Below are 26,038 nucleotides of genomic sequence, written 5' to 3'. Positions count from 1 at the left end.
TACCGAACATTCCGAACTACGGGCGACTTTTTCAACACAATCGGGTTGCGAGCAGCCATTGACACGCGCCAGAAACGACCGGCCGCAACGGGTCGGGTAGCGACCACTGCTTCCACTGCGAGACGGCACACTGGATCTCCCTTCAACTGGAAGGAGACCATCATGGAAACGCAGAAAGGTCGCACAGCCAATCGTGTGCCGTGGAACAATGGAAAACTCACCGGCCAGAAGCCGCCGTTGGATCTTCCGGAAATCTGGGCGATTCGTACTAGGACACGCGGCATGCGCTGGCTGCACTCATTGAATCTGCATGGACGGCGCGCGACCCACCCTTTCTGCGCTGATCCCGTTCGGGTCCCGGATGATGCTTTCCAGCTGCTTTTTCTCGAGCGGGCTGGCGAGCTCACCGTGCAGGCTCACGCTGGAATGGGCGAAGTCGGGGGTCGCGTACACGCGGGAAAACTTGTTCGCATCCAGCCCGTCGCGCACTCGCATGTACTCATCGCGCATGACGCTCTGTGCGGTGAGCTGCCTAAGCAGCGCGGGGTCGCCCTTGCCCGCGAGAGCGTGCTCCACCTCGTCGCGCTGGTCCTTGGGCAAGGCGGCCACCGCGTAGATCTGTGCGGCCTGCTGCTCGGGGTTCTGCTGCGTGTAGATGTTCTCGGCCACCTGCTCGTTGTAGGCGCCTGACTGTCTGGAGCGGATGAGCGGGACCTTCATGTCATGGACCTGGGCCTCCGTGACGTTGATCACCATCGGGTCATCCCGGTAGTTGATTTTTCGGAACTCGGCGACCACCGGCAGCTTGACCTTCTGCGGCAGGGCGATCGCATAGTGGCCGTCGGCGTCGGTGATGTCCTCAATGTCGGCCGCGCCCGGGCACCGGACGAGAATCTTCACCCCCGCCAGACCCCTGCCCTGCCCCTCGCCTAGGTCCAGAACCGTGCCCGTGAGGGTCTGCTGCGCCCACGCCCCCTGGGCGCATAGCAGCGCGGTGAGTATGGCCAGCCACCGTGTCGCGTTCATGATGAGCGCTCCTTTTTCAGGTGTACTCACATTCAAAAGCGGTCACCCGCTTCACTGCCGCCCAGTCGGTGACACCGGGCGGGATGAGGTTGACATAGACCTTGACTGTCTGCTTCGCGCGGGCGGGCTTCATGGACCAGCCAATCACGAAGACGTCTGAGCCCGGTGGCCCCCGGTGCACGGGAACGGGCGCCTTGCGTGGCGCTTCGGAGGCCTCGAACCCGTAGTGCGCAAATTCGCCCGAGCGGGCGATCTGGATGGTGCATTCCACCACTTCGGCGCCCGCGCGACCGATATCGACTTCGCCGGCAAAGGCACCGTCCTGTGAATTCCGGATCCCGTTCAGCGTAAAGCGCGTCACGGGATGATCGGGCCACACTTTCAGCGGCCGGTTCAGGTCGAATTGACGGCTGCCACGCACCAGCCCTGCCGTGGTCTGAACCGTGACCCTGACGATGTAGTTGCCCGGCGCCGGGGGCTCACCCGAGACGACAAGGTCGCGTTTCTCGCCGCCGGTGAGCTCCGGAATGTCCGTCTCCGAGACCTTCAGCGTCCGGGGTGGCGAGGCACGCGGTGCGGCTTGTGCTGCGGCGGCAGTCCCCTGCCCCACAACGGGGATGGCGACGGCGTGCACCGTGATGTCTTCATTGGGCGTCTGGATCTGGTTAACCAGCGTGAGCTTCAGGTTGATCGCGTCACCCTGGATCAGGTTGAAGTCCTTGTCATCGTAACGAAACATCACCCTCGCAGGGGCGAAGAGCAGGTCCCAGAAGTTGTGAATGGTCGTGAGCGCCGCGAGCAGTCCGGCAATCGCGAGCACGCCATTCTGCAGGTAGCGACTGTTTTTGCCGAGGCTGAAGCGCTCCGAATGGAACTCGTCGACGTATCCCTCGGCGTGCAGCGTATATGACGGTTTGAGCGCCGTTTCCCATCCCAGGCGGTCATGCTCGTACGCGCTTTTCGATGCCCAGTAGCACAGCAGGCGAGGCGGCTGTGTGGTGGTGTTGATGGTGTTCCAGGCAACCAGCCCCCGAGGGGTGTCCAGTTTCCCGACCGGCTGGAGGACCACGTCTGGCAACGCCACGTACTCGCTGACGTAGCCGACCTGGTCGCTCGCGGACGAGCGGCTGGTGAGCCGTTTCATGTATTCGCGAAAGCCGCCCATGCCTCTTCTTCCCCTGCCCGTAGCGCGGGACCTCAGCCGGCCTCCGGCTGTCCGGCAGACATATAGTGGTATAGGCGATCCGCGGAAGATTGACAGCCCGAAGTCCAGGCGCAATGTGCGCGTTCATACATACCGGCCGTAGCACACCATTTCGTGAGCATACCTGAATGCGTGGGCGCCACCTGCGGCCAGCACGCCGGCGTGGACGCTTACCAGCGCACGCGCTGGTACCAAGCGTGGTCTAGGCTGACGTCGATGGCACGCGGATTGTGCGCGAGCTGCCGTATGAGAACTTCCGTCATAGACCTTAGGCGGCCAGGAGCCGCCCGTCGAAGTCGACATGCAGTTCGAATAGCCGAGGTTCCGTTCACCCTCCCTCAATGGCCGGCTTCCGACGAGCGAATCGCCGGCGACACTGTCTCAACGCGGCCCACAAACGGTCACTCGAGACCGGGCTTAGGATCGTCGGCAATTCACCCCTTCAGTATCGCAGCACTCCTGATCGGCGAAATCAAGGCCGAATGATCGGCGCTGTATGTCGCGCCGGCAGACAGACTACTAGCCGCTCCAGTCGCCAGAGTAAAGGTCATAGACCATCATGTGCCGTAGAGCTTCTCGAATCCTGTCCTCGCCGACGGTATCAAACAAGCGAGTCGGGATTGCGATCCCGACGGTCTCAGAATCGACCGAAAATACTTCGGCTCTACCGTTGAGGAAGTCAAGGCTATGCTCAACGTCGCTCAGGGATATACTGCGAACCATAAGTTGAAAGCTCATGACCGTTTCACCCGAATCTCGGCCACGTCCCCGAGCGCCCGTTGAAGACAATCTTCAAGCTCGTCTGTCACTTTTTGCCCACGGACATCATAGACCACCACAAATCTTGCGGCGGGCAGCGGTACGTGTTGTCGGCCAAACAGTACACGTGCTCGAATGAACGCAACGCTGAGGTTCAGCGCTACTTGCGTCTCGACAAAATGATTGGCGATCAGTGTATGTTCCGTGGCGTCGGCTGTAGAAAACTCTGGCGTGAACATCGCAATTTTGATCCGAACATTCCAGACTGTTGAACGGCCGTTCTGGGGAAAACTGAAGGGCAGTTCAGGGTGGGGCGCGCGCGTTGACGACTGGCGGCTTTCGGGCAGCGAAATTTCAACGGCCGTTTTCAGGGGATGAGTTCGAAGCGCGGACGGACTCAGCCCGACCCGGAGGGGACATTGAGCACACCTGGAAGCGGTCATTCGTTTCGCGCATTCGCGCGAGCGTGTGTCTGGCGTGGTGCCTTCAGAAGACCTCCGTGACTAGGAAAAAATGGTCCCCCATAGGACGCACGGAAATAGACGAGCCCTGCTCGTCAGCCGGAGGATGTCCTGAAGGTGGTTTATCCGCTTCGTCAAAGACAAGTGTATGGAAAATGTTCGGTCCGGTTGCCGCTCCGGTATCGCCCCAATCCCAGTGAAGGTGTTTCGGCGAGGCTCCCTCACTCTCATGCACCAGTCGTAAATACGTTGCTCGCGTGAGTTGAAAATGAATCCAGCCAGGATCAATTCGCAGCCTCAGCAATGAGCCAAAGATCGCGACAGTTACCACCGGAGCGAGGGCAACTGAAACGAGTGACCTCCAGCGCCGATTCCATAAATTCCAGGCAAAACCAACGAGCCAAGTGATGGCAACTACCACGGCTGGCAAGAGAATTACGGGTATCAAAAAATATGAAAGATTCAGCCACCTGTCTAGCTGGTCGGAGCAGTAGATCAGTGCGCCGAAAGCCAGCCAAACATAAAGATGCATCTGAGAAAAACGGTCTCCGTGTGTGATATTCGGAAATCGATTCTGCGCGCTCTTGTCCATGTGTTCTACTAGTCTAATGCAGGCCGGGAAAACCACCGTCATCAAAAGCTGCCACTACAAGGCGCTGATTGTCAACGATACAGCGGCTGAAATCGACTGTCGGCTCCTGCCCGCGCGCTGACTCACGATCTGACGCCGCCATCCCACCGACAGCGGGCTTTATGCAAAAGGCATGTTGCAAGCCAGAAGAGCCATTCGGCCTTTCTCAGTGCTGTCACTCGTTACAGCTTTTCATGTGGGATTCTTTCTTTTGAACAGCGATATGATGATGCCGAATGCAACCAGTAACATCGGGATGTCAAAAACCGCGTACATGACCACCGTCATGTCGAAGGTTCCGGGGTCCGTAGCATGAAACACATCGTGCATCGTCTCATGACGCTTCGCGGAGCCAAGAACTACACCGAAGATAGCGGCTCGGACCAACTCATACGTAAAGAAAACGCCACTGCAAAAGATGGCCAAGACCACGAAAATGGTCGTTCCCAGGTCAGGTTTTTTCCCCTCTTGTTCCAAGACAGCCCCCGAATAAATTTAATTCATCGCTCCGCAAATAGTGCCATATAAATCTCGGGCATGGGGCTACTTCCACTCATGGCCACGCCGCCAGTCGCTTACCCCCGCCTCATTTGTAACGACGTGTCAGTCGAATTTACTACCTGAAAACCAAAGCGTCGGTAAAGGTCTATCGCCCGATTCCCTTTCAAAACGCTTAGCTTGACTGGTACGCCAGCGCCGTCTGCCTGTCGTAAAAATTCGCCGAGCAGATGTCCCGCGATGCCGCGACCCTGGTGGGTCGGCAGGATCTAGATCTGCACGATGGTCCATTCGTGCGGCTCCCGAAAAATTTGAAAAGTCCAAATCTTTCCGACTTGAAACAGACTAGATGAGCGTCGTTGTAGCGATAGCGAAGACGCTCCCAATGAACGTGCTCCTCGGTCGATTCGCCAGCACATTTCAGGTGATCGTCCATCGTCCATCGTCGCTCTCCGCAATTCGAACAGAAATGCCTCGTCGGTAGGAGTCGCTGCGCGGAGCATGACTTCAAGATTTTCCATTCGCACCGGTCGTCGGTGGCGTTGGTTATCTCGGTGATTGTTGACGATCTTTAAGACGTTGTCGACCGTCCGTCTTTGGCCGATTGGGTGAAGTCGCCAACGGCCGCTTTTGGGCACTCCGGTTCGCAAAAACTGACTTCAGCTGACTGACCGGTTTGGAGAAGGCCATCTGACCGGAGTGGGTCGACTTCTGCCGAATGCGGTCGGATCGACGCAAGCGTCCGTCGTCGGCTCACCGTCGGACCGCGTTCGGCCATGTCCGGTCACTCGCCCCCGACGTCGCTCGGACGTTTAGGCGTCGGCTCTTACTTCAGAATCAGTCACCCAGCTCATGACGGCTATTGCTGTGGGCACCCATTTTAGAAGTTCGTTGCGGAAATCAAGGATGGCTAAAGCGGGTGGGCCAGTTGCTCCGTTGCTTCTTGTGCGGGCCCTCCATGTCGTCGACTGCTCTGTGCTGTTGGCGCCCTTTTGGAAGTCGTGAGTCCGTTCGATTTTGCCGCCGAATCAACAACCTTGCTTTCGTCGGATTATAATAACTGGCAGATTTTTCCTTCCACTCCCTCAGTCAGGAAACGAATGTGAGTTCCAACGACAAAATTATTCTTGAGCAGATCATCGATCAGCAACAACAAGAACGGGCCCCCTCTACCTCAAAGTCAGAGTTCTTTGAAATATTCGTTGCCGAACAGGTGCTCAAAGATTTCGACCTTGGCTACGACGAGATAGAGTCTGGGATCGTCGATGGAAGCCAAGACGGTGGTATCGACTCGATATATGTGATTGTCAATGGCGAATTGGCGCAGGAAGACTTCGACATTTCTCCCCTGAAAAAAGGGGTTGTCATTGAAACCATATTGATCCAATCGAAGTTGACCGACGGATTCAGTGAGACTGCCGTTGAAAAACTCACAGCTTCAACGGAGGATTTGTTCAATCTGGCTAAGGATCTTGACGCGTTAAAATCTGTCTTCAATGAAGGTGTGCGTGCCTCGGTCGGAAACTTCCGCCGCATATATGCAGGCTTAGCCTCTAGGTTTCCTATCCTACGCTTCCGATACGTTTACGCTACCAAAGGTGAGTCGGTGCATCCCAACGTCGTTCGAAAAACGGAAATATTGGGTGGAAAACTGCGTGGCCTCTTTTCTAATGCGGATTTTTCGTTTGATTTTCTCGGCGCCAGTAAACTGCTGTCATTGGCTCGGCAAGAACCTCCCGCGGCTTACAACCTGAGCTTAGCTGAGAACCCAATTAGTTCAGCCGGAGATGTTGGGTATGTTGCCCTCGTTAAGCTTCGCGACTTCAATGCATTTATTCGGGATGAGATTGGTAGGCTGCGTCGAAACCTGTTTGAAGCGAACGTCCGTGACTACCAAGGATCGACCACGGTGAACGAGGAGATTTCTACGTCTTTGAGGACTACGGGAGGTGAAGACTTTTGGTGGCTTAACAACGGAGTAACCATCATCGCTGGTAAAGCTACGGTTAGCGCGAAGACACTTACTCTTGAGGATCCACAGATTGTCAACGGCTTGCAGACTTCAAATGAAATTTATCGTTATTTCACGGAATCAAACACATCCGGAGATGAACGCAATTTGTTGGTGCGTGTAATTGTGCCCACTAAACCGGAGAGTCGAGATAGAGTAATCAAGGCAACCAATAGTCAAACCACTATACCGGCGGCGTCCCTTCGTGCCACAGACAAGATCCATCGAGACATTGAGGCGCATCTGCGTCCCTATAATCTCTTCTATGATCGGCGCAAAAACTTTTATAAAAATGAGGGAAGATCCGTTGATCAGATCGTGAGCATTTCGCTTATGGCGCAAGCGGTGATGTCGATCTTGCTGCAAAGGCCTGATGACGCCCGTGCACGACCGTCGTCCTTACTAAAAAAGGACGAGGACTATGCAAAAGTATTTTCAACCGCGATGCCGATTGGCTTGTACCGAGTTGCCGCGGTAATTGTCAAGAGGGTTTTCAACGCTCTACGACCCCGCACGGACCTTGACGCACAAGGCCGTAATAACCTGTTGTTCTACGTATCGATGCGCGTTGCCGCATTAGCTGTAGGAAGTGCGGCACCTGCGCCCGCTGATGTCGCCTCGCTAGACATCTCGTTGATCGACGACGACGCCATTGCCCAGAGCATCGAAATCGTCAAAAACATGTTCGACTCGCTTGGAGGAGATGATCAAGTTGCAAAGGGTAGTCAACTCGTCGAAAAGCTGAAAGCAGAGATTGCGTTGTCTACTCAATAGTCGTTCAGAGCGAACCCGCGGCGCCGGCTCGGAGAAAACTTTCTTTACGTCTGACCGAAGGTGCCGCTGTGGATGCAGCCGACGGGGAACGGTCATTGACCGTTTCAATTTGCTATGAGGCGACTCACTGCGGCGGTCGACTACAGATGGACTGAATTGAGTCGGCGACGGGCCGAAGCACCCCTGACAGCGGTCGTTTCGCTCGCGCTGGCTCGAATGGCGCACAGGGGGGGCGTCATCTTATGCCATTTGCATCGCACGCACTCCCGAGACGATCATCGCGTTAGTTCGTCGGGCGCTGAACGGCCAAGAGTGGACGCTGGCCGATGGCTCAATACTGACATTCGAAAGGCGGCATCGCCCCAAATAACGGTCCCTCGACGAATCACTGCATACGGAGCTTTGGATCGACCGCCCTCTTCGCAGATCTCGGAGGATTGTCGCCGGCAATCAGCACAGCCGCCTCGTGCGGCTATTGCGCCAGTCGCGCGGCGTCATGCCGAAACGTCCGACGAACCAGTTCGTAAACGTCCCCTGATGCGAATATCCAACCAGCCCCGAAACCCGCCCGATCGGATAGCGCGAATTGCTCATGAAACGTACAGCGAGTTCGTACCGCACTCCCTCCGTCAAGCGTGAGAAGCTGGTATTCGCAAGCTCGAGTTGTCGCTGCATGGTCCGAACGCTCATGCACAGATGTGCAGCGACCTGCTCGACGGTAGCTTGCCCTAACGGCAGCAACAGGTAGATCGCCTTGCGCACTTCGAGCGCGGTCGAGTCGACACCCGCCACATTCAGCGATTCGGCAAGGTCTTGCGCATAGCGCGCGAGTTCGGGGTCAGCGGAGGGGTTCGGGTAGTCGAGATCCGCAGTTGCGCACACAATGCCGTTGAAGTCACTGCCGAACTCCACAGGACAGCCGAAGAAGCGGCGGTGAAACACGAGACTGCGTGGCGCTTGATGAACGAAATGGACAGCGCGAGGCTTCCAGTGCTCGCCGAGCCGCGCGCTGGAATGACGCGCAAGCACGCCGACCGCGAGTTCAACCGCCTGGTTCCTGGCGACGCCCTTATCAACGACCAGTTCCTCTCGTATGGTGACCGTTGCGCCCGTGTCCTCGACATGCACGGCGAGCGCTTCGTTGAGGAGCTGGCCGTATGTGGTGCCAACGAGCAAGACTTCGCGCAGCGTGCGCTTGTGTGCGAGCAGCACATCGACGACCCCGGCGGCGAATCCGCTCCGGGTTGCAGCCATTTGCAGCGCGAACGTCTGGCACGACGCCTGTTCCGCCGAACGCTCGAGCAGCAGGCACGCCGCAGCGGCCGGAATGCGCTCGTCCGGGTTCGCAAGCGATGCGGCCTCAAGACCCGCTTCGCGCGCGAGTTCGACCGCGTTCAGACCAACCCGCAGCGCCACGTCGAAATAGCCGCTCAATGAGACCGAGCGCAGCATCGTTTCCATTGTCTGTTTCCTTCCATGCGTCAGGCAACGGTCTGCCTCTCGCAAACACTGGAGTTTCCTCATGCCGACGTCTTGCTGTGGCGCCCTGTCGAAGTGACAGAGCTGGATAAAGTCATATCGGTCCCGCAGCCAGAGTCAGCCCGCCATTTCCGACATGGCTTCCGGCGTGCCTTTCAAGCTTACATACCGCCCAGGGGCTTCTGGACCGTGAGTTTGTTTGTCACCGAGTTCACGCCAGGAACGCCTCTGGCGATTTCGGCCACCTTGTCGACCTGCGCGGCATCGGTCACCGTGCCATTCAGCGTGACAGCCCCATCCCTGGCTGTAACACCGATACTGCCTCCGTGGATTTCCTTGTGCTTCGCAATCGCGGTGTACACCGCGCGCCGCAGCCTGGTGTTGCCCGGAATAGCGGGCGCTGTTGTGCCGGACGCCGCCACGACCTTGGCGCTGGGTGCGCTGGCTTCGGATTGAGCGGACGCGTTCAGCGATGCCGCCGCGAGCAATGCGCAGAGCGCCAGGCTGAAGGTCTTGATAGTGGTGTTCATTACATACTCCTTTGGTTGCTGCAATAACTCGGAAATAACAAAGCCAACCCGACTCGAGCTTCGGGTTGGTCGGCAGACTGCGCCACGGTGGGCCGGTGCAGTGCCGGCCCAATCCCCGGATACCCGTTAGAAGGTGTGGCGCAGGCCGATGCTGACGGCCGTGGTGTTTTTGCCCGGAGCAACAGGCGTCCCATAGATGAGCTCCTGGTTCATCTGTCCGCGGTTGGACACGTAGCCGACCTGGGCATAAGCCAGCGTGCGCTTCGACAGGCTGTAGTCGGCGCCGATCGCATAGGCGGTCGACTGGTTCTGGTTGTTCCTGTTGTCCTTGATGTAGTAGACGCCTGAGGTGAAGTTGAGCGCAGGAGAGAAGCGGTAGCCGAGACCGCCCGTCCACATATCGAAATCACCCGAGACAACAAAGGCCTTTGGCACCCCGTTCGTGTTGGCTGGATTGCGCCCGTTGCTGAACGAACCGGAGACCGAGATGCCGTGCCACGTGTATTTCGCGCCGAAGTACACGAAGCGGTTGTTGTTCAGACCGGTTGCAGGCGTGCCGTTGGCCAGGCCGGCAGCGGTCGCGGCGTACGAGAACGGATTGGCGTCGTGCCCGTTGTAGTACACGGCATCCGCGTTCAGGCCAAAGCCCGAATACTTGAGCACTGCCGACTCGCGCGTGCCGCCCTGGGCCTGCCCCGCCACGCCGCCGGGCGCGTACTCGAGTGCTGCGGACACACCGTAGAACGACGGCGAGTTGTAGACGATGGCGTTGTCGTCATACAGTGCGCCAATCTGGGCGTTCGAGTTGCTTCCCGTCCAGCCCGACATCGTGTTCATGGTCAGCCAGGCGGTCAGCACGCTGCCGAAATACTGCGCGTTGCGCACGTCCGTCTCGGCCATCGCGTAGGCCATCGGCGCGAACTGGCGGCCGAAGTCGATCTTGCCGAACGGGCCCGACACACCAACGGTCGTGACCTGCGTGAAGACCGAGCTTGCCGTCGGCGTGCCGGACTTGCCCGGCTGGCCGTTGGAGCTGTTGAACGCTCCCTGGAGCTTGAAGTTGGCTGCGTACCCGCCACCAAGGTCCTCCGAGCCCTTCATACCGAAGATGCTCGAATAAATGCCGCCGTCCTTGAGCTGAACCACATGGCCTGCGTTGCCGTTCAGTTTCGTGTTCGGCAAAAACGGCGCCGCCGAGAACGACGCCGACGTGCTCTGGTAGAGCAGGCCAGAATCGAGCGCGCCATACAGCGTGACCGACGATTGTGCGTGTGCCGTACAGGCGAATGCTGCCAGCGCCGCAGCGGCGGCGAGTTTGACTTTCATGGTGTCTCCGTTTGGTTTGGTGTGCCTGGCGATTCGATGTCGCCCGGCGTTTTCTGAAATCCGTTGCTCAGTCAATCCATGCGCGGATGCGCTTCTTGTCGATCTTGCCGACACTCGTTTTCGGAATTTCCTCGACGAAGGCAATGCGCTCCGCTTCAGGCACCGCATAGCGGCTGATGCGGTTCGCCTGTGCGTGGGTCATCAAATGGTCGCGAACGCGCTGGGAAGTGACGTCGCCGTCAGGTCTGCGCACGATGAGCGCGACCGGTCGTTCGCCCCACTTCGCGTCCGGCACGCCCACCACCGCGCACTCCTGCACGCCCGCCACCTCGGCAATCAGCCGCTCCACCTCGATCGACGAGACCCATTCGCCGCCGGTCTTGATGACGTCCTTCATGCGATCCACGATCTGCACGAAACCGTGCTGCCCCGTCACGGCGATATCCTGCGTATGGAGGTAGCCCCCCGCCCAAAGCTCCTCCGACGCCTCCGGCTTGTTGGCGTAGCTCATCGTCAGAAAAGGTGCGCGCAGCACGATTTCACCGTGGGACTTTGCGTCGCGCGGCACGTCTTTCATGCATTCGTCGACCACGCGGAAATCGACCATCGCCACCGGGCGCCCGGTGGAGCAGCGCAGGCGCACCTCCTCCTCATGGCTCGCGGCCTTATAGCCGGGCGGCAACTGCGCCAGCGCCACGATCGGGCCGGTCTCCGACATCCCGTATCCGGAGAACACATCGGCCCCCAACTCCAGGGCCGCGTCGCAAAGTGCGGGCGAGAACGCCGACCCGCCGATGATGAACGTCCACCCCGACAGGCTCTTGCCCGCGCTGCGTGCGGCCTGCAACAGCATTTGCAGCACCGTCGGCACGCAGTGGGAGAACGTGACCCGCTCCTTTTCGCGCAACTCCAGCAGCCGCTCGGCGATGTAGCGCCCGGGCAGAACCGTCTTGAGACCGAGCATCACGGCGATGTAGGGCATGCCCCAGGCCATCACATGGAACATCGGTGTGATCGGCATATAGACGTCTTCGCGGTGCAGCCGCTGCCCTTCGCGCGGCGCACACAGACTCATGGCCGTCGCCATCGCATGCAGGACGAGGTTGCGGTGGCTGTACGTCACGCCCTTCGGGTCACCGGTCGTGCCGGTCGTATAGAACATCGCCGCACGCGTGTTCTCGTCGAAGTCACGAAACTCGAATTCAGGCGGCGCGTCGGCCAGCAGCGCCTCGTACTCCCCAGCCACCGCCATGTCCGTTTGCGGCATCGGCTCTCCATCCGCAAGCACGACCACATGACGAACCGACGGCAGTTCCGCCCGGATCTGCTCGAGCATCGGGACGAAATCAGCGTGGACCAGCAGCACTTCCGCCTGCGAGTCCTTCAGCGTGTAAAGAATCTGCTGTTGCGACAGCCGCACGTTCACCGTGAACAGCGTTGCGCCCATCATCGGAATGCCGAAGTAGCTTTCGAGGTAGCGATGGCTGTCCCAGTCCATGACCGCGACCGTCGTACCGTGTCGAACGCCAAGAGCGCTCAGGGCGTTGGCGAGCCGGCCGAGCCGCCGGCTGAATTCGCGGAAGGAGTACCGCAGCTCGCCTCGGTAGACGATTTCCTGATCCCCATACTGGCTCAGGGAGTTCAGCAGCAGCTGCTTGACCAGCAGCGGGTATGAATAGGCCGATGGCGTCGGCGTGATAAGGGTTTCGGTTGCGTGCATACGTGTTTCCTGGCAGCTATTTCTGTTCGGGTCGGGATGAGTTGTGGCGGCGGCGTCGACTGTCGTCCACGTCGCTCGTCCTGCGTCTGCTATGGGTGGGCTCCGTCTGGCCTTATTCCGGCTCGCCCGGATCTTCGATCAGTAGTTCGAAGTTTCCTTCTCGCTCCATGACCTGTAGACGCGCGGGACATAAGCCCGGGGCATCCGGTTCGGAGCAGGCGCGCAGATCGAAACGCAGTCCATGCGCCGGACAACGCAGAACGTGCCCGTCGAGCTGGCCATTGGCGAGTGACGCGCCGTTATGCGGGCACGAGTTCTCGATGGCAATGACGTTCCCTTCGATGTTGAAGAGGACAATGCTGCGGCCATCGACAAAGGCAAGCTTGCGCCGCCCAGGGGTGAGTTCGTCGACGGATGCGACCGGTATCTGACGTGACATGACTGACAGGTTTTAACGGAAAGTTCAGCAGGCGGTGCGCTCAAACGAGTTCCCGGATCAACGATTGCGCGAGCGGCCATTCCCCGAACCCCGATGCCGGATTCAGATGTCCCACTTCGCCCAGATCGACCAGACGGCTACCCCACGCCGAGGCAAGCTCCGAGACGCGATCGAAGGCGCCCAGCGGGTCGTTCCGGCTCGCCGCGACGATGCTCGGAAACGGCAGCCGTTCACGCGGAACGGGCAACCATCCGTCCATTTCGAGTACGTCCTTCGTCGGGTAGCCCTCGGGCGCGGGCGTATCGAGATCGGGGGGCGTGGCCAGGACTGCGCCGTGAATGCGCCCCGCATGCTGCCGCGCCCATTGCACGGTGGTGATGACGCCCGCGCTATGTGCGACCAGGATCACCGGCCCACCGATCGCGGCCAGCGCCTGGTCGAGCGCGGCCACCCTCGCGGCACAACTGAGCTTGTCGACTTCCAGTGGCGGCACGGAGACTGCGTTGGGCAGACTCGCCTCCAGCAGCGTCTGCCAATGTCCGGCTACGTGGTCACGCAGTCCAGGCACGATGAGGATGGTGGGTGTCATATTCGAATACCGAAAAATCTTTACGTCGTACTGCTGATCAAAATGGCTTGCTGCCGATGATCCCGGCTCGCTCCATCTTGCGGTGGCTCGGCGGGTAGTCCATCACCGCATAGTGCTGGGTTGCGGTGTTGTCCCAGATCGCCATGCTTTTGGGCTTCCAGCGCCAGCGCACCTGGTACTCGGGGATACAGGCCTGGCTGACCAGATAGCGCAGCAGGTCGGCGGCTCCCGGGTTGGCGTCATGCCCGTAGCGCACCCGCTCTGGCGTGTGGAAATTGGTGAAGTGCGTGGTAAAGACGTTGACGTAGAGGACCTTTTCGCCGGTCTCCGGGTGCGTGCGCACCACCGGATGCTCCGCGTCCGGGTACTGGGCCTTGAGCGCGAGCCGCTTCTCGACCGGCATGATCGCACCGAACGTGGCTTCGATGCTGTGGCGGGCACGCAAGTCAGCGATTTCGGCCTTCACATGCGCAGGCAACTTCTCGTACGCGAGCGCCATGTTCGCCCACATGGTGTCGCCGCCCACCGGCGGGCACTCCACGCAACGCAGCACGGCGCCGAACTGCGGAGCCTCGCGCCAGGTGGCGTCGGCGTGCCACGCATTCTCGTAGCGGTCGTTCGGCTGCTCCGGCGTGCGGTAGATTCTCACGAGGCCGGGGTAATCGGGATCGCTCCCGGCAACGGGATGGTCTTCCAGTTCACCGAATCGCCGCGCGAATGCGACATGCTCTTCCCGGCTGATTTCCTGGTCGCGCAGAAACAGCACGCGGTGCTGCAACAGTGCAGCGCGAATCTCGGCAAACAATCCGTCGTCGTGGACGGCGTCGGCCAGATTGACGCCTATGAGCTCCGCGCCGAGAGCGTGAGTCAGTTGTTCGATACGCATGATATTCGTCGTCCTTATTACATCAGATCACGAAGACCGACGAACCAGTGGTCTTGCGCGATTCGAGATCGCTGTGCGCCTGGGAGGCGTCTTCGAGTGCATAACGCTGGTTGATCCCGATCTTGATACGGCCCGACGCAACATGGCCAAACAGCTCGCCGGCGAGTTCTGCGCGCTCCGCGGGATCGGCGATGTAGTCGGCCAGTGCGGGGCGCGTTACGAACAGCGACCCCTTGAGCGCCAGAATGTGTGGATTGAACGGCGGAATTGGTCCCGACGCCGTCCCCACGCAGACCAGGAGGCCACGGCGCTTGAGCGAGTCGAGCGAAGCCTCGAAGGTGTCCTTGCCCACGCTGTCGAAGACTACGTTCACGCCCGTTCCACCTGTCAGCTCGCGAACGCGCTTCGCCACGTCTTCCTCGCTGTAATTGATGGTGTAGTCGCAGCCATGTGCGCGCGCCACCTCGGCCTTGGCCTCGCTCGACACCGTGCCGATCACGGTCAGGCCGAGCAGCTTCGCCCATTGCGACACGATCAGGCCCACGCCGCCTGCTGCCGCATGCATGAGGACCGTGTCGCCTTTCTTGAATGCGTAGATGCGGCGCATCAGATAGGAGGCCGTCAGGCCTCGCATCGTCATGCCGGCAGCGGTTTCGCAGCTGATCGCCTCGGGCAGCTTGATGAGCGGCGCCGCGTCGATGAGCCGTTCCGTCGTGTACGCGCCGAGCGTGTTGTACGCGCCCGTGTATGTCACGCGGTCGCCAACGGCGACGCTGGTGACGTGCGGACCCACCGCTTCGACCACGCCGGCGGCTTCGGTGCCGATCCCGGAGGGCAGCGCCGCCGGATACAGGCCGGTGCGAAAGTAGATGTCGGCGAAATTCAGCCCGACAGCCTCGTGGCGCAGGCGCACCTGACCCGGTCCAGGCTCGCCCACCTGGGCGTCCTCGTAACGCAAAACCTCGGGGCTCCCGGTTTCATAAAAGCGGATTGCCTTTGCCATGTGCTGCTCCTGTATTACCTGATGTCAAATAGTTGGCCGTGGGGGGCGAGCAGCGCTTGCTGCGCCCTCCCCGGCTGCTTCCCGCCGCGCGCCGAGAGCGCGATCTTGATGCACTCCCGGCACACGGCGGTCAATTCTGGTGTCAAAGTTGAGCCTAAGCGGAGAACACCGTATTCGCGCCGGCCGGCGCGGACGCGGCTTCCAGATGAACCGCCTGCGTCACTGCCGTCACCTCCGATTCGTAGGTCCGCCGCGCAACCAGGAAGCACACCGTGGCGAGCAACCCGAACGCCGGCATGATGGCGAGCGCGCCCTTCAGTCCCCAGGCATCGGAGAACACACCGGCCACGAACGGCCCCACGGCGAGACCAAAGAGGTTCTGGAACAGCGACAGGACCGCAGCCCCGGTGGAACGCACGCCCGGATGGATCACGTTGAACACCACGCTCGCAGCGGGCGCCATCGTGCACGTCATCAGGAACCCGCCGATCGCGATAGCAGCGGTTTCCCAGCGAGCCGGAACCACGCCGCCGAAAACGGCGGCCAGAACCAGCGTCGTGAAGACAGTAAGGAGTGCCATCATATTGAGGCTACGGCGTGGCCGGCGCACGGCAAGGCGGTCAGCCAGGAAGCCCCACACCACCGATCCCGCAGCACCGCACAACACGATCGCCGCTGCGTGAATGGCGGCCTGATCCGGCCGGGCGTCGTGGTAGCGAACGAAATAGCTCGGCAGCCAGGACCAGATGGTGGAGACGACGATCAGCTGGAGGGCGGCGCCGAGGCACGTCCACCACATCGCCGGAGAGCTTCCCAGCAGTTTCAGGATCTGCTTCGAGAACGTCCACGCGGTCTTCGGAGCATGACCCTTGCCCGGTGCCAGTGCGACAGTCTTGTAATCCGGCACGAGCAGGTACAGGAAGGCCAGCACAAGCCCAGGTATGCCAACGACGCCAAATGCAGCCCGCCAGCCCCAGTGTGCCGCGATGACACCGCCAAGGATGACGCCTAGCACGGAGCCGATCGAGGCGGCTGCGAGGAAAGCGCCCAGCAACGTCGCGCGCAGCCGCTTCGGAAAGAGGCTCACTATCAACGCACCGCCGACTGAACCGTAGCCGGTCTCGCCCACGCCAACGAGCGCGCGCGCGGCGAACATCTGGCCGTAGTTTCGTACGAACATGCACGAGATCGATGCGACGCTCCAGAGCGCCGCCATCACGAAGATGCTCTTCACGCGGCTGAAGCGGTCTGCCCACAACGCCACGGGAATGCCACCTGCCGCGACGACGATGGAGATCACCGAGACCAGCGCGCCCAGCTGCTTGTCCGACAGGTTCCAGGCAAGTTTCAGGTGCGGAAACAGCGACACGATGACCTGACGGTCGATGTAGTCGAAGAGCATCAGGGCAAACGTCATTGCGAATGCGAACCATGCGTGTGTCCGACCGACGAGGTAGCCGTCGCCAGCACCGTCCGGCGGTGTGCCGGGGAGTAAATTCATGAGTGTCTCCAGAGAGGAAGCTTTACGTAGAAAGCGCTTCCGTGCTCAATGTATGCCGGCCCGCCGCAGTGGGCGGCCCGTTACCGCATCTGTCACGCCGAATCGCCCAGAAAATTCATGCGTGATCCTTACTGTGTTGACGCTGGACTCGTCGAAGGTGTCGAACAACATGGAACGTAGTATCGAAGATCAGGGAATGTCCGTTTTGCTTTGTTGTGACATTCAGTTTGGTTTTTGAGACACCCCGGGTAAGCACTAGTCGTCCATGCTGCGAGGCATCCCGTGTCCGTCTACATCGAAACAAGCGTCCGGAAGCGCCAACAATGTGCAAGGTGCTCGAATCGATGATGCGCTTCCTGCACCTGCACACCGCTATCAGATTGCTACCTGGTCTGCACCCTTGAGCTGCAAGATTTCGCGCGCTTCGTCGGGCGTTGCCACCTCAAGGCCCAGGCCTTCGAGAATCTGGCGTACTTTGGTCACTTGCTCCGCATTGGTCCTGGCCAATTGACCTTTGCCAAGCCACAAGCTGTCTTCCAGTCCTACGCGCACATGCCCACCCATGGAAGCCGCCATCGCTGCGATCTTCATCTGGTTCACGCCAGCGCCCAGCACAGACCACCGGTAGGCGTCGCCAAACAGGCGGTCGGCAGTACGCTTCATGTGCATGACATCGTCGGGGTGGGTACCGATGCCGCCCAGGATGCCGAACACGGTCTGGATGAAGAATGGCGGCTTGATCAGACCTCGCTGTGCGAAGTGCGCCAGGTTGTAGAGGTGAGCGGTGTCGTAGCACTCGAACTCATAGCGGGTGTTGTTGGGCCCAAGCTCCTCGAACACGGTTTCCAGATCGCCAAATGTATTGCGGAACACCTGGTCCTTGCTGCCTTCGAGGAACGGCCGTTCCCAGTCGTGCTTGAATTCCTTGAAACGGTTCAACATCGGGAACAGGCCGAAGTTCATCGTTCCCATGTTCATGGACGCGATTTCCGGTTTGAAAACCTTGGCAGGGAGCATGCGCTCCTGAACCGTCATGTAGGGCGAGCCACCCGTCGTGAGATTGATGATGGCCGGGCTGCGCTGGCGGATCGATTTGAGGAAAGGCTCAAATGCTTCGGGGCGCTGATCCGGTTTTCCCGTTTGGGGATCCCGAGCGTGCAGATGAATGATGGAAGCGCCTGCTTCACAAGCCCCGACTGCCGCATCGGCAATTTCCTCAGGCGTCACCGGCAGGTAGGGCGACATCGACGGGGTATGGATCGCGCCTGTGACAGCGCAGGTGATGATGACTTTGTTCCGGGTACTCATAAAACGGACTCACAAGGAAAATGACGGCGCGCAATGAGCGCTGATGTATCCGGCGGCCGGCTTCGCACCGGCCACCTTTCCAGAATCAAGCGTTCCGCGCGCAGCCCTTCTGGCCCGGTTTGCGGTTCGGCGCAAAACCGTTGGCGGCGAGTGTTTCATCGGCATTTTTATAGAAAGTGCCGATCTTGTAGATCTCGCGCGCTTCCCGGGCGTTGGCGACCGGGCGGCCGCATTCCCTGGCAATGCGCACCAGTTGTTCGACCTGCTCAACGCTGGTCATCTTGCGCGAACGATCTGGCGTCCAGATTGTGTCTTCAATCCCGCAGCGCACGTGCTGGCCAAGCGCGATGGCAATCATGTTGAGCGGCAACACGTTGTTCATCTGGGCTTCGAAGGTCACCACTGCACCGTCAGGCACGGCGTTAAGGAAGTTCGTCATGTTGTACGGCGTCATGGAGTCAGCGCCGCCACCAATCGGGATCCAGGTCAAGATCAACGGCACGTTGCAGACACCGCGGCGCATCATGCGCTCAACCGTTTCCAGGGAATTGATGTTGCCCAACTGAAACTGGATCTGAATGCCGTTATCCGAGAGGCGTTTGATGTGCTCTTCGAGAAATGCCGGGCCTGCGGGGATGGTCATTTCCCTGTAGGCGGTCTGCTTTGCCGGGTCGGCGAACGAGGTGCCCGCGACATCCGCTTCAGATAAGGCCTCGATGATGTTGAACTGGTTCGAATTGATGGCCACGGTTACCTGGTCCGGCCTGGGCGTCAATTCGGCCAGCATGTGGCGGGTATCGTCGGACAGCCACTTGGCAATATCGCCATCCGACTCGGGGGCAAAAGAGATGGAACCACCCACCTGGATGATCATTTCCGGCACTGCCTCGCGCACGCCGGCGATCAACTCATTGAACTTGGACAGGCGCTTGGAGCCTTTGCCATCGAGTTCGCGCACGTGCAGGTGCAACACGGTGGCACCGGCGTTGTAGCAGTCGACTGCCTTCTGGATCTGCTCTTCCATGGTGACCGGAATGTCTTCCGGGAAATCGCTGACCTCAAACTGAGGGCCATACGGTGCGACCGTGATAACCAGTTTTTCCTGGTTTTCGGGATAGAACGATCCGTCGATAAAGTTCATGGTTGTCTCCTGGGTAGACATGTGTTGGGCCACGTAGGCGGCATGGACTTAGTATCGAAAATTGGCTAAAATTACGTTTGCCTTTTTGTGACATTTCTTTTGGACTTTGCGACACCCCGGGAAAGCACCATGTCGTACATGCTGCGGAGCACTGCGCTCACCAACTACATCGAGACTGCGCGTTCGTTAGGGTTAGATCCGTATAAGGAACTGGCGAAGGCCGGAATCAGCCGGTATGCCCTGCTGGACCCGGACATGAAGCTTCCCGTGGATAGCGTTGTGCGCCTGCTGGAGGCTTCGGCCGAAGTGGCCGACGTCGATGATCTGGGCTTACGCATGGCGGAGTCGCGCCAGCTCTCAGACCTGGGGCCGCTAGCGTTCGCGGTGCGCGAAGAGCCGACCTTGCGCAAGGCGCTCGAATCAATGGTGCGTTATCTGCACCTGCAGAACGAGGCGCTCATGATCCGCATCGAGGAAGCCGAGGGCCTCGTGATCATCAGCGAGGAGATTCAGGCGGCCGGTGCCCGGCGCCAGGCCATCGAACTGGCAGTCGGCGTGCTCTACCGGACCATCTCTCTCTTTTTGGGCGCAACGTGGCGCCCGCGCAGCATCTGCTTCATGCATGCGGCGCCGCGGAGCCTCGCGATCTGCATACGGGTTTTTGGCATGCCTGCGCAGTACAGTCAGGACTTCGACGGCATCGTGTGTCGCGCTTCGGACCTCGAGCAGTCGCTGCCGACGTACGACCCCGCGATGGCGCAGCAGGTCCGGCAATATCTCGATACGTTGCTCGTCCAGTCGGGCACGACCATGCCTGACCGGGTAAGGAAGCTGATCTTTGCGCTGTTGCCGGCAGGGGTCTGCTCGCTCGAGCGGATTGCGTTGCACCTCGGCGTCGACCGGCGCACCGTTCACCGCAAGCTGGCCGACTACGGCGAGAGTTATTCGTCGATTCTCAATGCGGCGCGCGTCGACATGGTCACGCGCTATATCGAAAATCGCGAACGTCCGCTCTCCGAAGTCGCGACGCTGCTTGGCTTTTCAGCTACCAGCACGTTTTCGCACTGGTTTAGTCGCCAGTTCGGCTGCAGCGTTTCAAGGTGGCGCGCTCGTGGAGCCCAGCCGCGCGAAGAATCGCCGTCGTGAAACATACATTTGCATGCGCAACGCTTCAGCGGTGGCGAAATGGACGACCGTCACGCCTTCGGAAGCTGCCGGACATTCTTCGCGGGGTTGAATGACCGGGACGGGTCGACTTCGGAAATTGGACCAGCTCGGCGAAGAGCGATCGTCGACGAGCCTCAAAGTTCCGGGATCAGCAATCTGAGGCGCTAGCCTTCAGCGGTCGCGTTCGGGTCCGGTGCCATGATAGGCCAAGGTTTACTGGAAGCGAGATCGGGATGGCGTGGCTCGGACAGGGGCAAGCCATGCTCGTCCCTTATTGTGTCGATGGTGTTCAGGCAGCGCGCGGCAGCATCCGTTGGCCCGCCGTCCCTCGTCTCTGCAAGCAGTTTCTTTCTAAGTTCGGGGACTGGAACAGAGACGACGTTGTAAGCACCGCCCCAATTTTCAACGGGAACGTGTTCGGTGACGACGTTCTCTATCGAGCGCCACCCTAAGAAAGACTGGTTCTGTTTGTTCTCAATGTCGGTCAGGAGCAGAATCCCCTCAATATCGGGACTTTCCGCGACTGCCCGCGCTAGCAGCACAAGCGGCTGCGACATTGCCTCGTCTTTCAATAGTCCGTATACGTGCCTGCGGACTTCTGGAAACTTGGCAATCAACGCGGCGAGTTCACTCGCCTGACGCCAATGGTCAAACGACTTGCCGTGTAGAGTGCCATTCGCCGTCAAGTCGATGAGGCGGAGTGCAGCAGATGTGGTGCCGAACTTCAGGGCAGTTTCGCGCCATCGATAATTTTGATAAAAGCGCGGGTCGTCCTCGGCGAGCTTGAACAAGATTTCCTCCCCCTCCTTGGATGGGGTTTCTGCGAGACAGCCAACCATTTCTTCAAAGAATCCGGGATGGCGCAGGGCCGCGGGCATTTCACGTACGACCTCAAGCGTGTCTTCTGGGCGATTCGTGAATGGCAATAACCGCAGCCATTCGCGCAGCTCGTAGCCGTCACTTTGCGTGAGTATCCACGGTTCCTTCTTCGCGGCCTCGAATGTTTCTGCGATGCCGTCAACGACAAGCTTGCTGTCGATCTCCTCGCCCGACAGTATACGGTTCAGGAGCAGTTTGGAGCGTTCGCGCCGGGAAGACAGGGCGAGAAACGTTTCGATCGTTGTATTGCGCTGGCCGTGTGGCAGGCGCGCTGCGACGATGCCGAGTGAAGCCGCAAGTTTCTTCTGCTCGTCAGTTGCGCCGTCCGCGATCAGCGGCCCAATCGCAGTGAAAATAGCTTCTGATTCCACCGACGTCGCGGTGGGGTCAGCGGTGCGTGTCGCGCGCTTTTCCTTCACACAGCTGAAATCCATGCCGCCGAAGAATCCCTTGTCGCGCGGTGGCTCGTTTGCGGTTTCCCATTGCGAGGCAAGAACGCTAGCCGCGAGTTCTCCGAAGTGCGGGTCGGCGAGATATTCGCGCATGAGCGCGGCGGTCGCCGGCGCGTCGATCGCGAGAAACGCGCGCTGATACTCCTGCGTCATTGGCTGGCGTGCCTCATTGACAGCATCGCCCTGTCGCCAGCCTGCGGCTTCGGCCTCTTCTCTGAAAGCGCGGTAGCGTCGAAGATTTTCATCCAGCAGCCGCTTCAGCAGTGGCAGCAGGCTCGCGTCCGGAGCGTGGCTGGCGAGAGTTGCGATCGCCGCCATTTGCCATCGTTCTGCGATGCCAGAGGCCAACATACGGTCGCCCCAGTCTGCAATAAGCGCGCGGATCGCTACGAGGCCTTCCGCATTAAAGGGCCTGGAGCTATCGGTTTTGCCATTGGAATGACGTGACAGCCGCTCGGCCAACCGCGCCATCTGCTCGCTGTTCGCCTGCGCTGAGCGAGCTTGCACTGCGGCGACGAGGCTCGCAGCTGGCACGTGGGCAATGCGGGCTTGAATTTGGTGATAGCGGTCGGCCGCCCTTTTTTCGTACGTGCCGTCTGCGTGACGTAACCGCGTCGCGACATCCAATAGTGCGTCAACCAGGCTGCCTGTAGCCTTCGGACCGAGGACAGATGCGGCCGCTTCCGCACGGTCGTCGCGAACCGGGCCTTCCGCTAGCGCGAGCTGCAGCAGCGTGTCGTCCTCGAAGCTGCCCCCCGCCGACGCGAGAATGTCGTCTGCGCCATAGAACAACGTGCGGCCTGTCCGCACGCGCGCCAGCAGACCTTCGGCCACGGCACGGGGATACCGATTGCGTGCTTCATAGACGAGATGCACTACCGCATCCTGGCTGTTCTCGACTTCCATCTCGCTGATGATGGCTACGAGGTCTGCGCTCCTGTCCTGACCATCACTGGCAAAAACGATCGCGCGCAGCCGATCGTATGCCGACACGCATTCCTTGGCCTGCCGCTCCCGAGCAGCTGCAATCCCTTGCCTTACGCGCTCGTCGCTTACGTCATCAATGAGGTCCTTTCGAACCAGTAAATCAAAGGTCGATTCTTTCGCTTCTTTGAGCAGCGCGGCAAGGTGGTGATCAGCGCGACGAAACGCCAGTGCTTCGGCCACTGACGCCTGCACTTCAGGGTCTGGATCATCCTTCGCGATCGCAGTCGCGAGATCGAGGCCATCCATCTCGCTGCGCGACGCCATTTCCGACAAGAGGATCAACCGTGGCTGTGGCGGCAAAGTCTTGATGCGCTTCACCGCGTCCGGCCCAAGCAAGGGAGGACGGAAGCGCCTGCAATTGCGCAGCGCCTTGAGACTTACCTGATCGTTCTCGTGCGTGATGAGCGGCCAGACGCGATCAAGGAATTCGGGACGCCCCGAGTTCATCATGAAGCGCAATGCGCGGTCGCATTTTCCCGGCGCGTGCCAGTGTTCGACTCGCTCTTGGATCATCGAGGCGATAGAAGTCCAAACGTCGTCCGTCGCTCGATATATCATCTCGGCCGCAAGGAGCGGATCGACCTCGAAAGCGGCAAGAATGGCCGCGCCGCAAGCAGCCTTTTCGGGCGCTTCGCCGCGCGCCATGCGTTCGACGGCGAAGAGAATCGCTTCTTCCCATACAGGGAAATTGAAGATTTCCGCTTTCAGAGTTTCGAGCCCCGCGGTGACTGAGGCGTTCGCCATGATCTGCCGCTCCACCCAGTGAGAGGCGTACCATTCCTGAAACTGCTGGTGCTGGAACGACACACCGGGCGTATCGCCCGCGCGCATGAGTACGTGGTTGTCGACCAGGACTTCAAGCACGGCGTCGGGTTCGGGCTTGGCCGCGATTTGTCCGTTCGCGACGAGCAGTGTTGCCGTTTCGGAAAGCGAGCGCCGCGCGCTGTAGTCTGTGATGGCCGTGTTCGTTGTTTGCGTGGCGAAGACGGCCAGACTGTCCAGAAAGTCCTGCTGGAACCCCCTCGCCACGGCTCGCAACGCCTCAGCACGGCGCGCGTCTTTCTCGTGAGCCGCCACAAACCGTCGCAAGACTTCTTCCTTCGTTGTAGGAAACGGCGCGCCGTCTGGTAGAGAGAGCACGGCGATGAGATAGAGCGGAATTGAGATCAGCTCGCGCACGCCCGCCGTGCGCCAAGCTTGATCGACAATCTTTGCGCCCGCATCGCCGCGCATCGCCTTGGCGATTTCCATCTGCTGCTCGTCGTTTAGCGACAGCAGCTCGACGAGTTTTCCGGGAAACGGAACATCGAGGACTTGCCTGCGTGTCGAAACGACGAGGCCAAGTTGGGGTAATGCCGCTTTAAGTGCTTCCACCTGAACGCGCGCACGCTCGCGCGCGACTGCGTCCAGCTCGTTCCAGCCGTCGAGCAACAGCACGACGCCGGGCAGAGCCGCAGCGACACGGAAATCGACTTCTGAAATATCGCGAAACGCAGGGCGTTTCAGGATCGAGTCCAGTATCGCGATGTTCTCAGTCGCCCAATCGCCTAGAGGAATGACTACGGGTATGCCGCTGTCGCCGGCCAAAACGCCATCGGCAATCTGAAACAAAGTCGTTGTTTTGCCCATTCCGGGCGACGCTACGAGGATCAGGTCGTCAAACGTCCTAACAGCGCTGGCGAGTGCGGTCGTCGTCGCAGGTGTGTCGTAGCCGTCTACCTTTACCGTCAGCGCAACGGATGTTCGCGGCCACTTTGCCGTCTTCCGAAATGTCGCAAGATCAGCCGCGGCGGCACGGCGGAGTCGAGTATGCGAGTCGTCTTGCGGCGGCGACGCTAGCACTGGCGGCGCTTCGTTCCGCAGCACGCGTCGCCACGAGTCCTCTTCTGCCAGCTTCTTCCATTCGCGCAAACGTTCGGTGGTGAATTCCCTTACATCGGAGTCAACGGCCTTGCCGTGATCGCGACACAACCAGATGCCATTTTTCGCGGAACTGCGCTCGTCCGCTGACATCGAAGCGTCATAACGCGGGCCACCAGGAGAGGCGGCGCAGATGTGTGCCGCTGTACCAATGTTGATCTCGCCTTGCCCATCCGCGGTTGCTCCGACCGTCGGCGTACGGCAAGTTGGAAAGGAGCAAAGCCAGCCCGCGCGCTTCGCGATCTGCAGCGCCGTCGTCTTTGGGAAATCGTCTCTGCGTCTGTTCGCCACAGGCTAGATACTGGAACGTTCCGCTAACTCACCGGAGCGGCACGCTCGAAATATACCACTTCGGCGTTTCGGCCAGCCCTGAGGCCGACCACCTTTGGAAACTTGCCTATCACCACGCCTCGCGAACAAGTCCGTTGATGGCAATAGGGTGTGTTATGCGGATGCACCAAGGATGCACACGCGGTGCGCCTGCAGGTTACGTGCATACGACGCCAACGCCTCTCTCACGAGGCGTAGAATACGCCGCCAATCATTCAACGCATCCGGATCCGGGCGCATCGCCACGAATACCCTGAAATTTCAGGCTCCGGCTGTGTCGTTGGTTGGCGAACTGGCCTGAGCGGCAGCCGGGCGAGCAAACAAAGGCGTCATCACGCCTGACGGCCAGAAAGAGCGAAGCGCTCCGTTTGGCTTTGTACAAGGGTGTTCTCCATGCAGCCAGGCATCCGGATATGAGCGTCTTGCCTGGGTCGCTCGTCAGGTGTGGGGAAGCGTGCGCAGTACGGCATCAACTGATTAGTGAACGAAAGAAACATGCAAACTGTTGCGGTACTCGACTTCGAAACAACCGGGCTTTCGCCGAATCTGGGCGACCGCGCTACCGAGATTGCCGTCATCCTCCTGCGTGACGGTCAGATTGTCGATCGTTACCAGAGCTTGATGAACGCAGGAAGGCGCATCCCGTCCGATGTCGTTGCTCTCACCGGCATCACGAACGACATGATCGCATCGGCTCCTCCTGTATCGAAAGTCATGAGGGAATCTGCAGCATTTGTTGGAAACCATCCCGTCGTTGCCCACAACGCCGGTTTCGACAAGCGGTTTTGGCAGGCAGAACTGGGGCTTCTTGGAGTGCCAGCGGAGCATTCGTTTGCTTGCACGATGCTCGTCGCCAGGCGGATCTACCCACGTGCCCAGAGTCACCGCCTGGCTAGTTTGGCGGAGATGCTTCGGTTACCGAAATCGGGTCGTGCTCACCGGGCGATGGTTGACGCTGAGGTCGCCAGCCATCTGTGGTGCCGGTTGCAGAACGACATCGCTCAAACTTACGGGCTC

21 protein-coding genes and 1 pseudogene are annotated in these 26,038 nt (G+C 59.8%); 4 read left to right on the top strand and 18 right to left on the bottom strand.

The window, feature by feature from the left end; all coding sequences use genetic code 11:
- Positions 1 to 162 precede the first annotated feature (162 nt).
- Positions 163 to 273 (top strand): annotated as a pseudogene (locus tag U5A58_RS38590) (integrase); the annotation flags it as partial.
- 24 nt (positions 274 to 297) lie between these two features.
- Here U5A58_RS38590 and U5A58_RS38585 read toward each other — a convergent pair.
- From U5A58_RS38585 to U5A58_RS40930, 6 genes are all read right to left on the bottom strand, one after another.
- Positions 298 to 1,026 (bottom strand): hypothetical protein, encoded by a 729-nt coding sequence (locus U5A58_RS38585; RefSeq protein ID WP_321965245.1) that lies wholly within the window; start codon positions 1,024 to 1,026, stop codon positions 298 to 300.
- A 16-nt stretch (positions 1,027 to 1,042) separates the two neighbouring features.
- Positions 1,043 to 2,191, bottom strand: a complete 1,149-nt coding sequence (locus U5A58_RS38580) for a hypothetical protein (protein WP_321965224.1) — start codon at positions 2,189 to 2,191, stop codon at positions 1,043 to 1,045.
- 773 nt (positions 2,192 to 2,964) lie between these two features.
- Positions 2,965 to 3,432, bottom strand: coding sequence for a hypothetical protein (locus tag U5A58_RS38575; RefSeq protein WP_321965223.1), 468 nt, complete (start codon positions 3,430 to 3,432; stop codon positions 2,965 to 2,967).
- Between the two features lie 43 nt (positions 3,433 to 3,475).
- Positions 3,476 to 4,042, bottom strand: a complete 567-nt coding sequence (locus tag U5A58_RS38570; RefSeq protein ID WP_321965222.1) for a hypothetical protein — start codon at positions 4,040 to 4,042, stop codon at positions 3,476 to 3,478.
- Positions 4,043 to 4,273: 231 nt separating this feature from the next.
- The gene (locus tag U5A58_RS38565) at positions 4,274 to 4,558 is read right to left on the bottom strand and encodes a hypothetical protein (RefSeq protein ID WP_321965221.1); all 285 of its coding nucleotides are present in this window, start codon (positions 4,556 to 4,558) and stop codon (positions 4,274 to 4,276) included.
- Between the two features lie 98 nt (positions 4,559 to 4,656).
- Positions 4,657 to 4,845, bottom strand: coding sequence for a GNAT family N-acetyltransferase (locus U5A58_RS40930; protein WP_415774356.1), 189 nt, complete (start codon positions 4,843 to 4,845; stop codon positions 4,657 to 4,659).
- An 836-nt stretch (positions 4,846 to 5,681) separates the two neighbouring features.
- Here U5A58_RS40930 and U5A58_RS38560 point away from each other — a divergent pair.
- Positions 5,682 to 7,364, top strand: a complete 1,683-nt coding sequence (locus U5A58_RS38560) for an AIPR family protein (RefSeq protein WP_321965220.1) — start codon at positions 5,682 to 5,684, stop codon at positions 7,362 to 7,364.
- A gap of 450 nt (positions 7,365 to 7,814) precedes the next feature.
- On the opposite strand, the gene U5A58_RS38555 is transcribed toward U5A58_RS38560, so the two are convergent.
- The 11 genes from U5A58_RS38555 to U5A58_RS38505 form a co-directional block, all read right to left on the bottom strand.
- A complete protein-coding gene (locus U5A58_RS38555; protein ID WP_321965219.1) occupies positions 7,815 to 8,825 on the bottom strand; it encodes an AraC family transcriptional regulator in 1,011 nt (336 codons plus the stop codon).
- 179 nt (positions 8,826 to 9,004) lie between these two features.
- Complete coding sequence (locus U5A58_RS38550) at positions 9,005 to 9,373, bottom strand: BON domain-containing protein (RefSeq protein WP_321965218.1); 369 nt, start codon at positions 9,371 to 9,373, stop codon at positions 9,005 to 9,007.
- A 126-nt stretch (positions 9,374 to 9,499) separates the two neighbouring features.
- Positions 9,500 to 10,699 (bottom strand): porin, encoded by a 1,200-nt coding sequence (locus U5A58_RS38545; protein ID WP_321965217.1) that lies wholly within the window; start codon positions 10,697 to 10,699, stop codon positions 9,500 to 9,502.
- 67 nt (positions 10,700 to 10,766) lie between these two features.
- Positions 10,767 to 12,419, bottom strand: a complete 1,653-nt coding sequence (locus tag U5A58_RS38540; protein WP_321965216.1) for a fatty acid--CoA ligase — start codon at positions 12,417 to 12,419, stop codon at positions 10,767 to 10,769.
- 112 nt (positions 12,420 to 12,531) lie between these two features.
- On the bottom strand, positions 12,532 to 12,858 hold the full coding sequence (locus tag U5A58_RS38535; protein ID WP_321965215.1) for a Rieske (2Fe-2S) protein: 327 nt from the start codon (positions 12,856 to 12,858) through the stop codon (positions 12,532 to 12,534).
- A 40-nt stretch (positions 12,859 to 12,898) separates the two neighbouring features.
- Positions 12,899 to 13,447, bottom strand: coding sequence for an RBBP9/YdeN family alpha/beta hydrolase (locus tag U5A58_RS38530; RefSeq protein WP_321965214.1), 549 nt, complete (start codon positions 13,445 to 13,447; stop codon positions 12,899 to 12,901).
- A gap of 37 nt (positions 13,448 to 13,484) precedes the next feature.
- The gene (locus tag U5A58_RS38525; RefSeq protein ID WP_321965213.1) at positions 13,485 to 14,333 is read right to left on the bottom strand and encodes a TauD/TfdA dioxygenase family protein; all 849 of its coding nucleotides are present in this window, start codon (positions 14,331 to 14,333) and stop codon (positions 13,485 to 13,487) included.
- Positions 14,334 to 14,355: 22 nt separating this feature from the next.
- On the bottom strand, positions 14,356 to 15,336 hold the full coding sequence (locus tag U5A58_RS38520; RefSeq protein WP_321965212.1) for a quinone oxidoreductase: 981 nt from the start codon (positions 15,334 to 15,336) through the stop codon (positions 14,356 to 14,358).
- Positions 15,337 to 15,490: 154 nt separating this feature from the next.
- Positions 15,491 to 16,837 carry an MFS transporter gene (locus tag U5A58_RS38515; RefSeq protein WP_321965211.1) on the bottom strand — a complete coding sequence of 449 codons (1,347 nt, stop codon included), beginning with the start codon at positions 16,835 to 16,837 and terminating at the stop codon, positions 15,491 to 15,493.
- A 375-nt stretch (positions 16,838 to 17,212) separates the two neighbouring features.
- Positions 17,213 to 18,145 carry a 3-keto-5-aminohexanoate cleavage protein gene (locus tag U5A58_RS38510; protein ID WP_321965210.1) on the bottom strand — a complete coding sequence of 311 codons (933 nt, stop codon included), beginning with the start codon at positions 18,143 to 18,145 and terminating at the stop codon, positions 17,213 to 17,215.
- 85 nt (positions 18,146 to 18,230) lie between these two features.
- Positions 18,231 to 19,286: a 3-keto-5-aminohexanoate cleavage protein gene (locus tag U5A58_RS38505; RefSeq protein ID WP_321965209.1), complete on the bottom strand. Its 1,056-nt coding sequence runs from the start codon at positions 19,284 to 19,286 to the stop codon at positions 18,231 to 18,233.
- A 129-nt stretch (positions 19,287 to 19,415) separates the two neighbouring features.
- Here U5A58_RS38505 and U5A58_RS38500 point away from each other — a divergent pair, with 129 nt between their 5' ends.
- Positions 19,416 to 20,432: an AraC family transcriptional regulator gene (locus U5A58_RS38500; protein WP_321965208.1), complete on the top strand. Its 1,017-nt coding sequence runs from the start codon at positions 19,416 to 19,418 to the stop codon at positions 20,430 to 20,432.
- 185 nt (positions 20,433 to 20,617) lie between these two features.
- Here U5A58_RS38500 and U5A58_RS38495 read toward each other — a convergent pair whose 3' ends face one another.
- Positions 20,618 to 24,784, bottom strand: a complete 4,167-nt coding sequence (locus U5A58_RS38495; RefSeq protein ID WP_321965207.1) for a hypothetical protein — start codon at positions 24,782 to 24,784, stop codon at positions 20,618 to 20,620.
- Between the two features lie 732 nt (positions 24,785 to 25,516).
- Here U5A58_RS38495 and U5A58_RS38490 point away from each other — a divergent pair.
- Positions 25,517 to 26,038: 3'-5' exonuclease (locus U5A58_RS38490; RefSeq protein ID WP_321965206.1), on the top strand; the 522-nt coding region annotated here is incomplete at its 3' end.

It is taken from the genome of Paraburkholderia sp. J7, from assembly GCF_905220155.1.
Lineage (GTDB): Bacteria > Pseudomonadota > Gammaproteobacteria > Burkholderiales > Burkholderiaceae > Paraburkholderia.
This window is presented reverse-complemented; position numbering and strand designations above follow the sequence as displayed.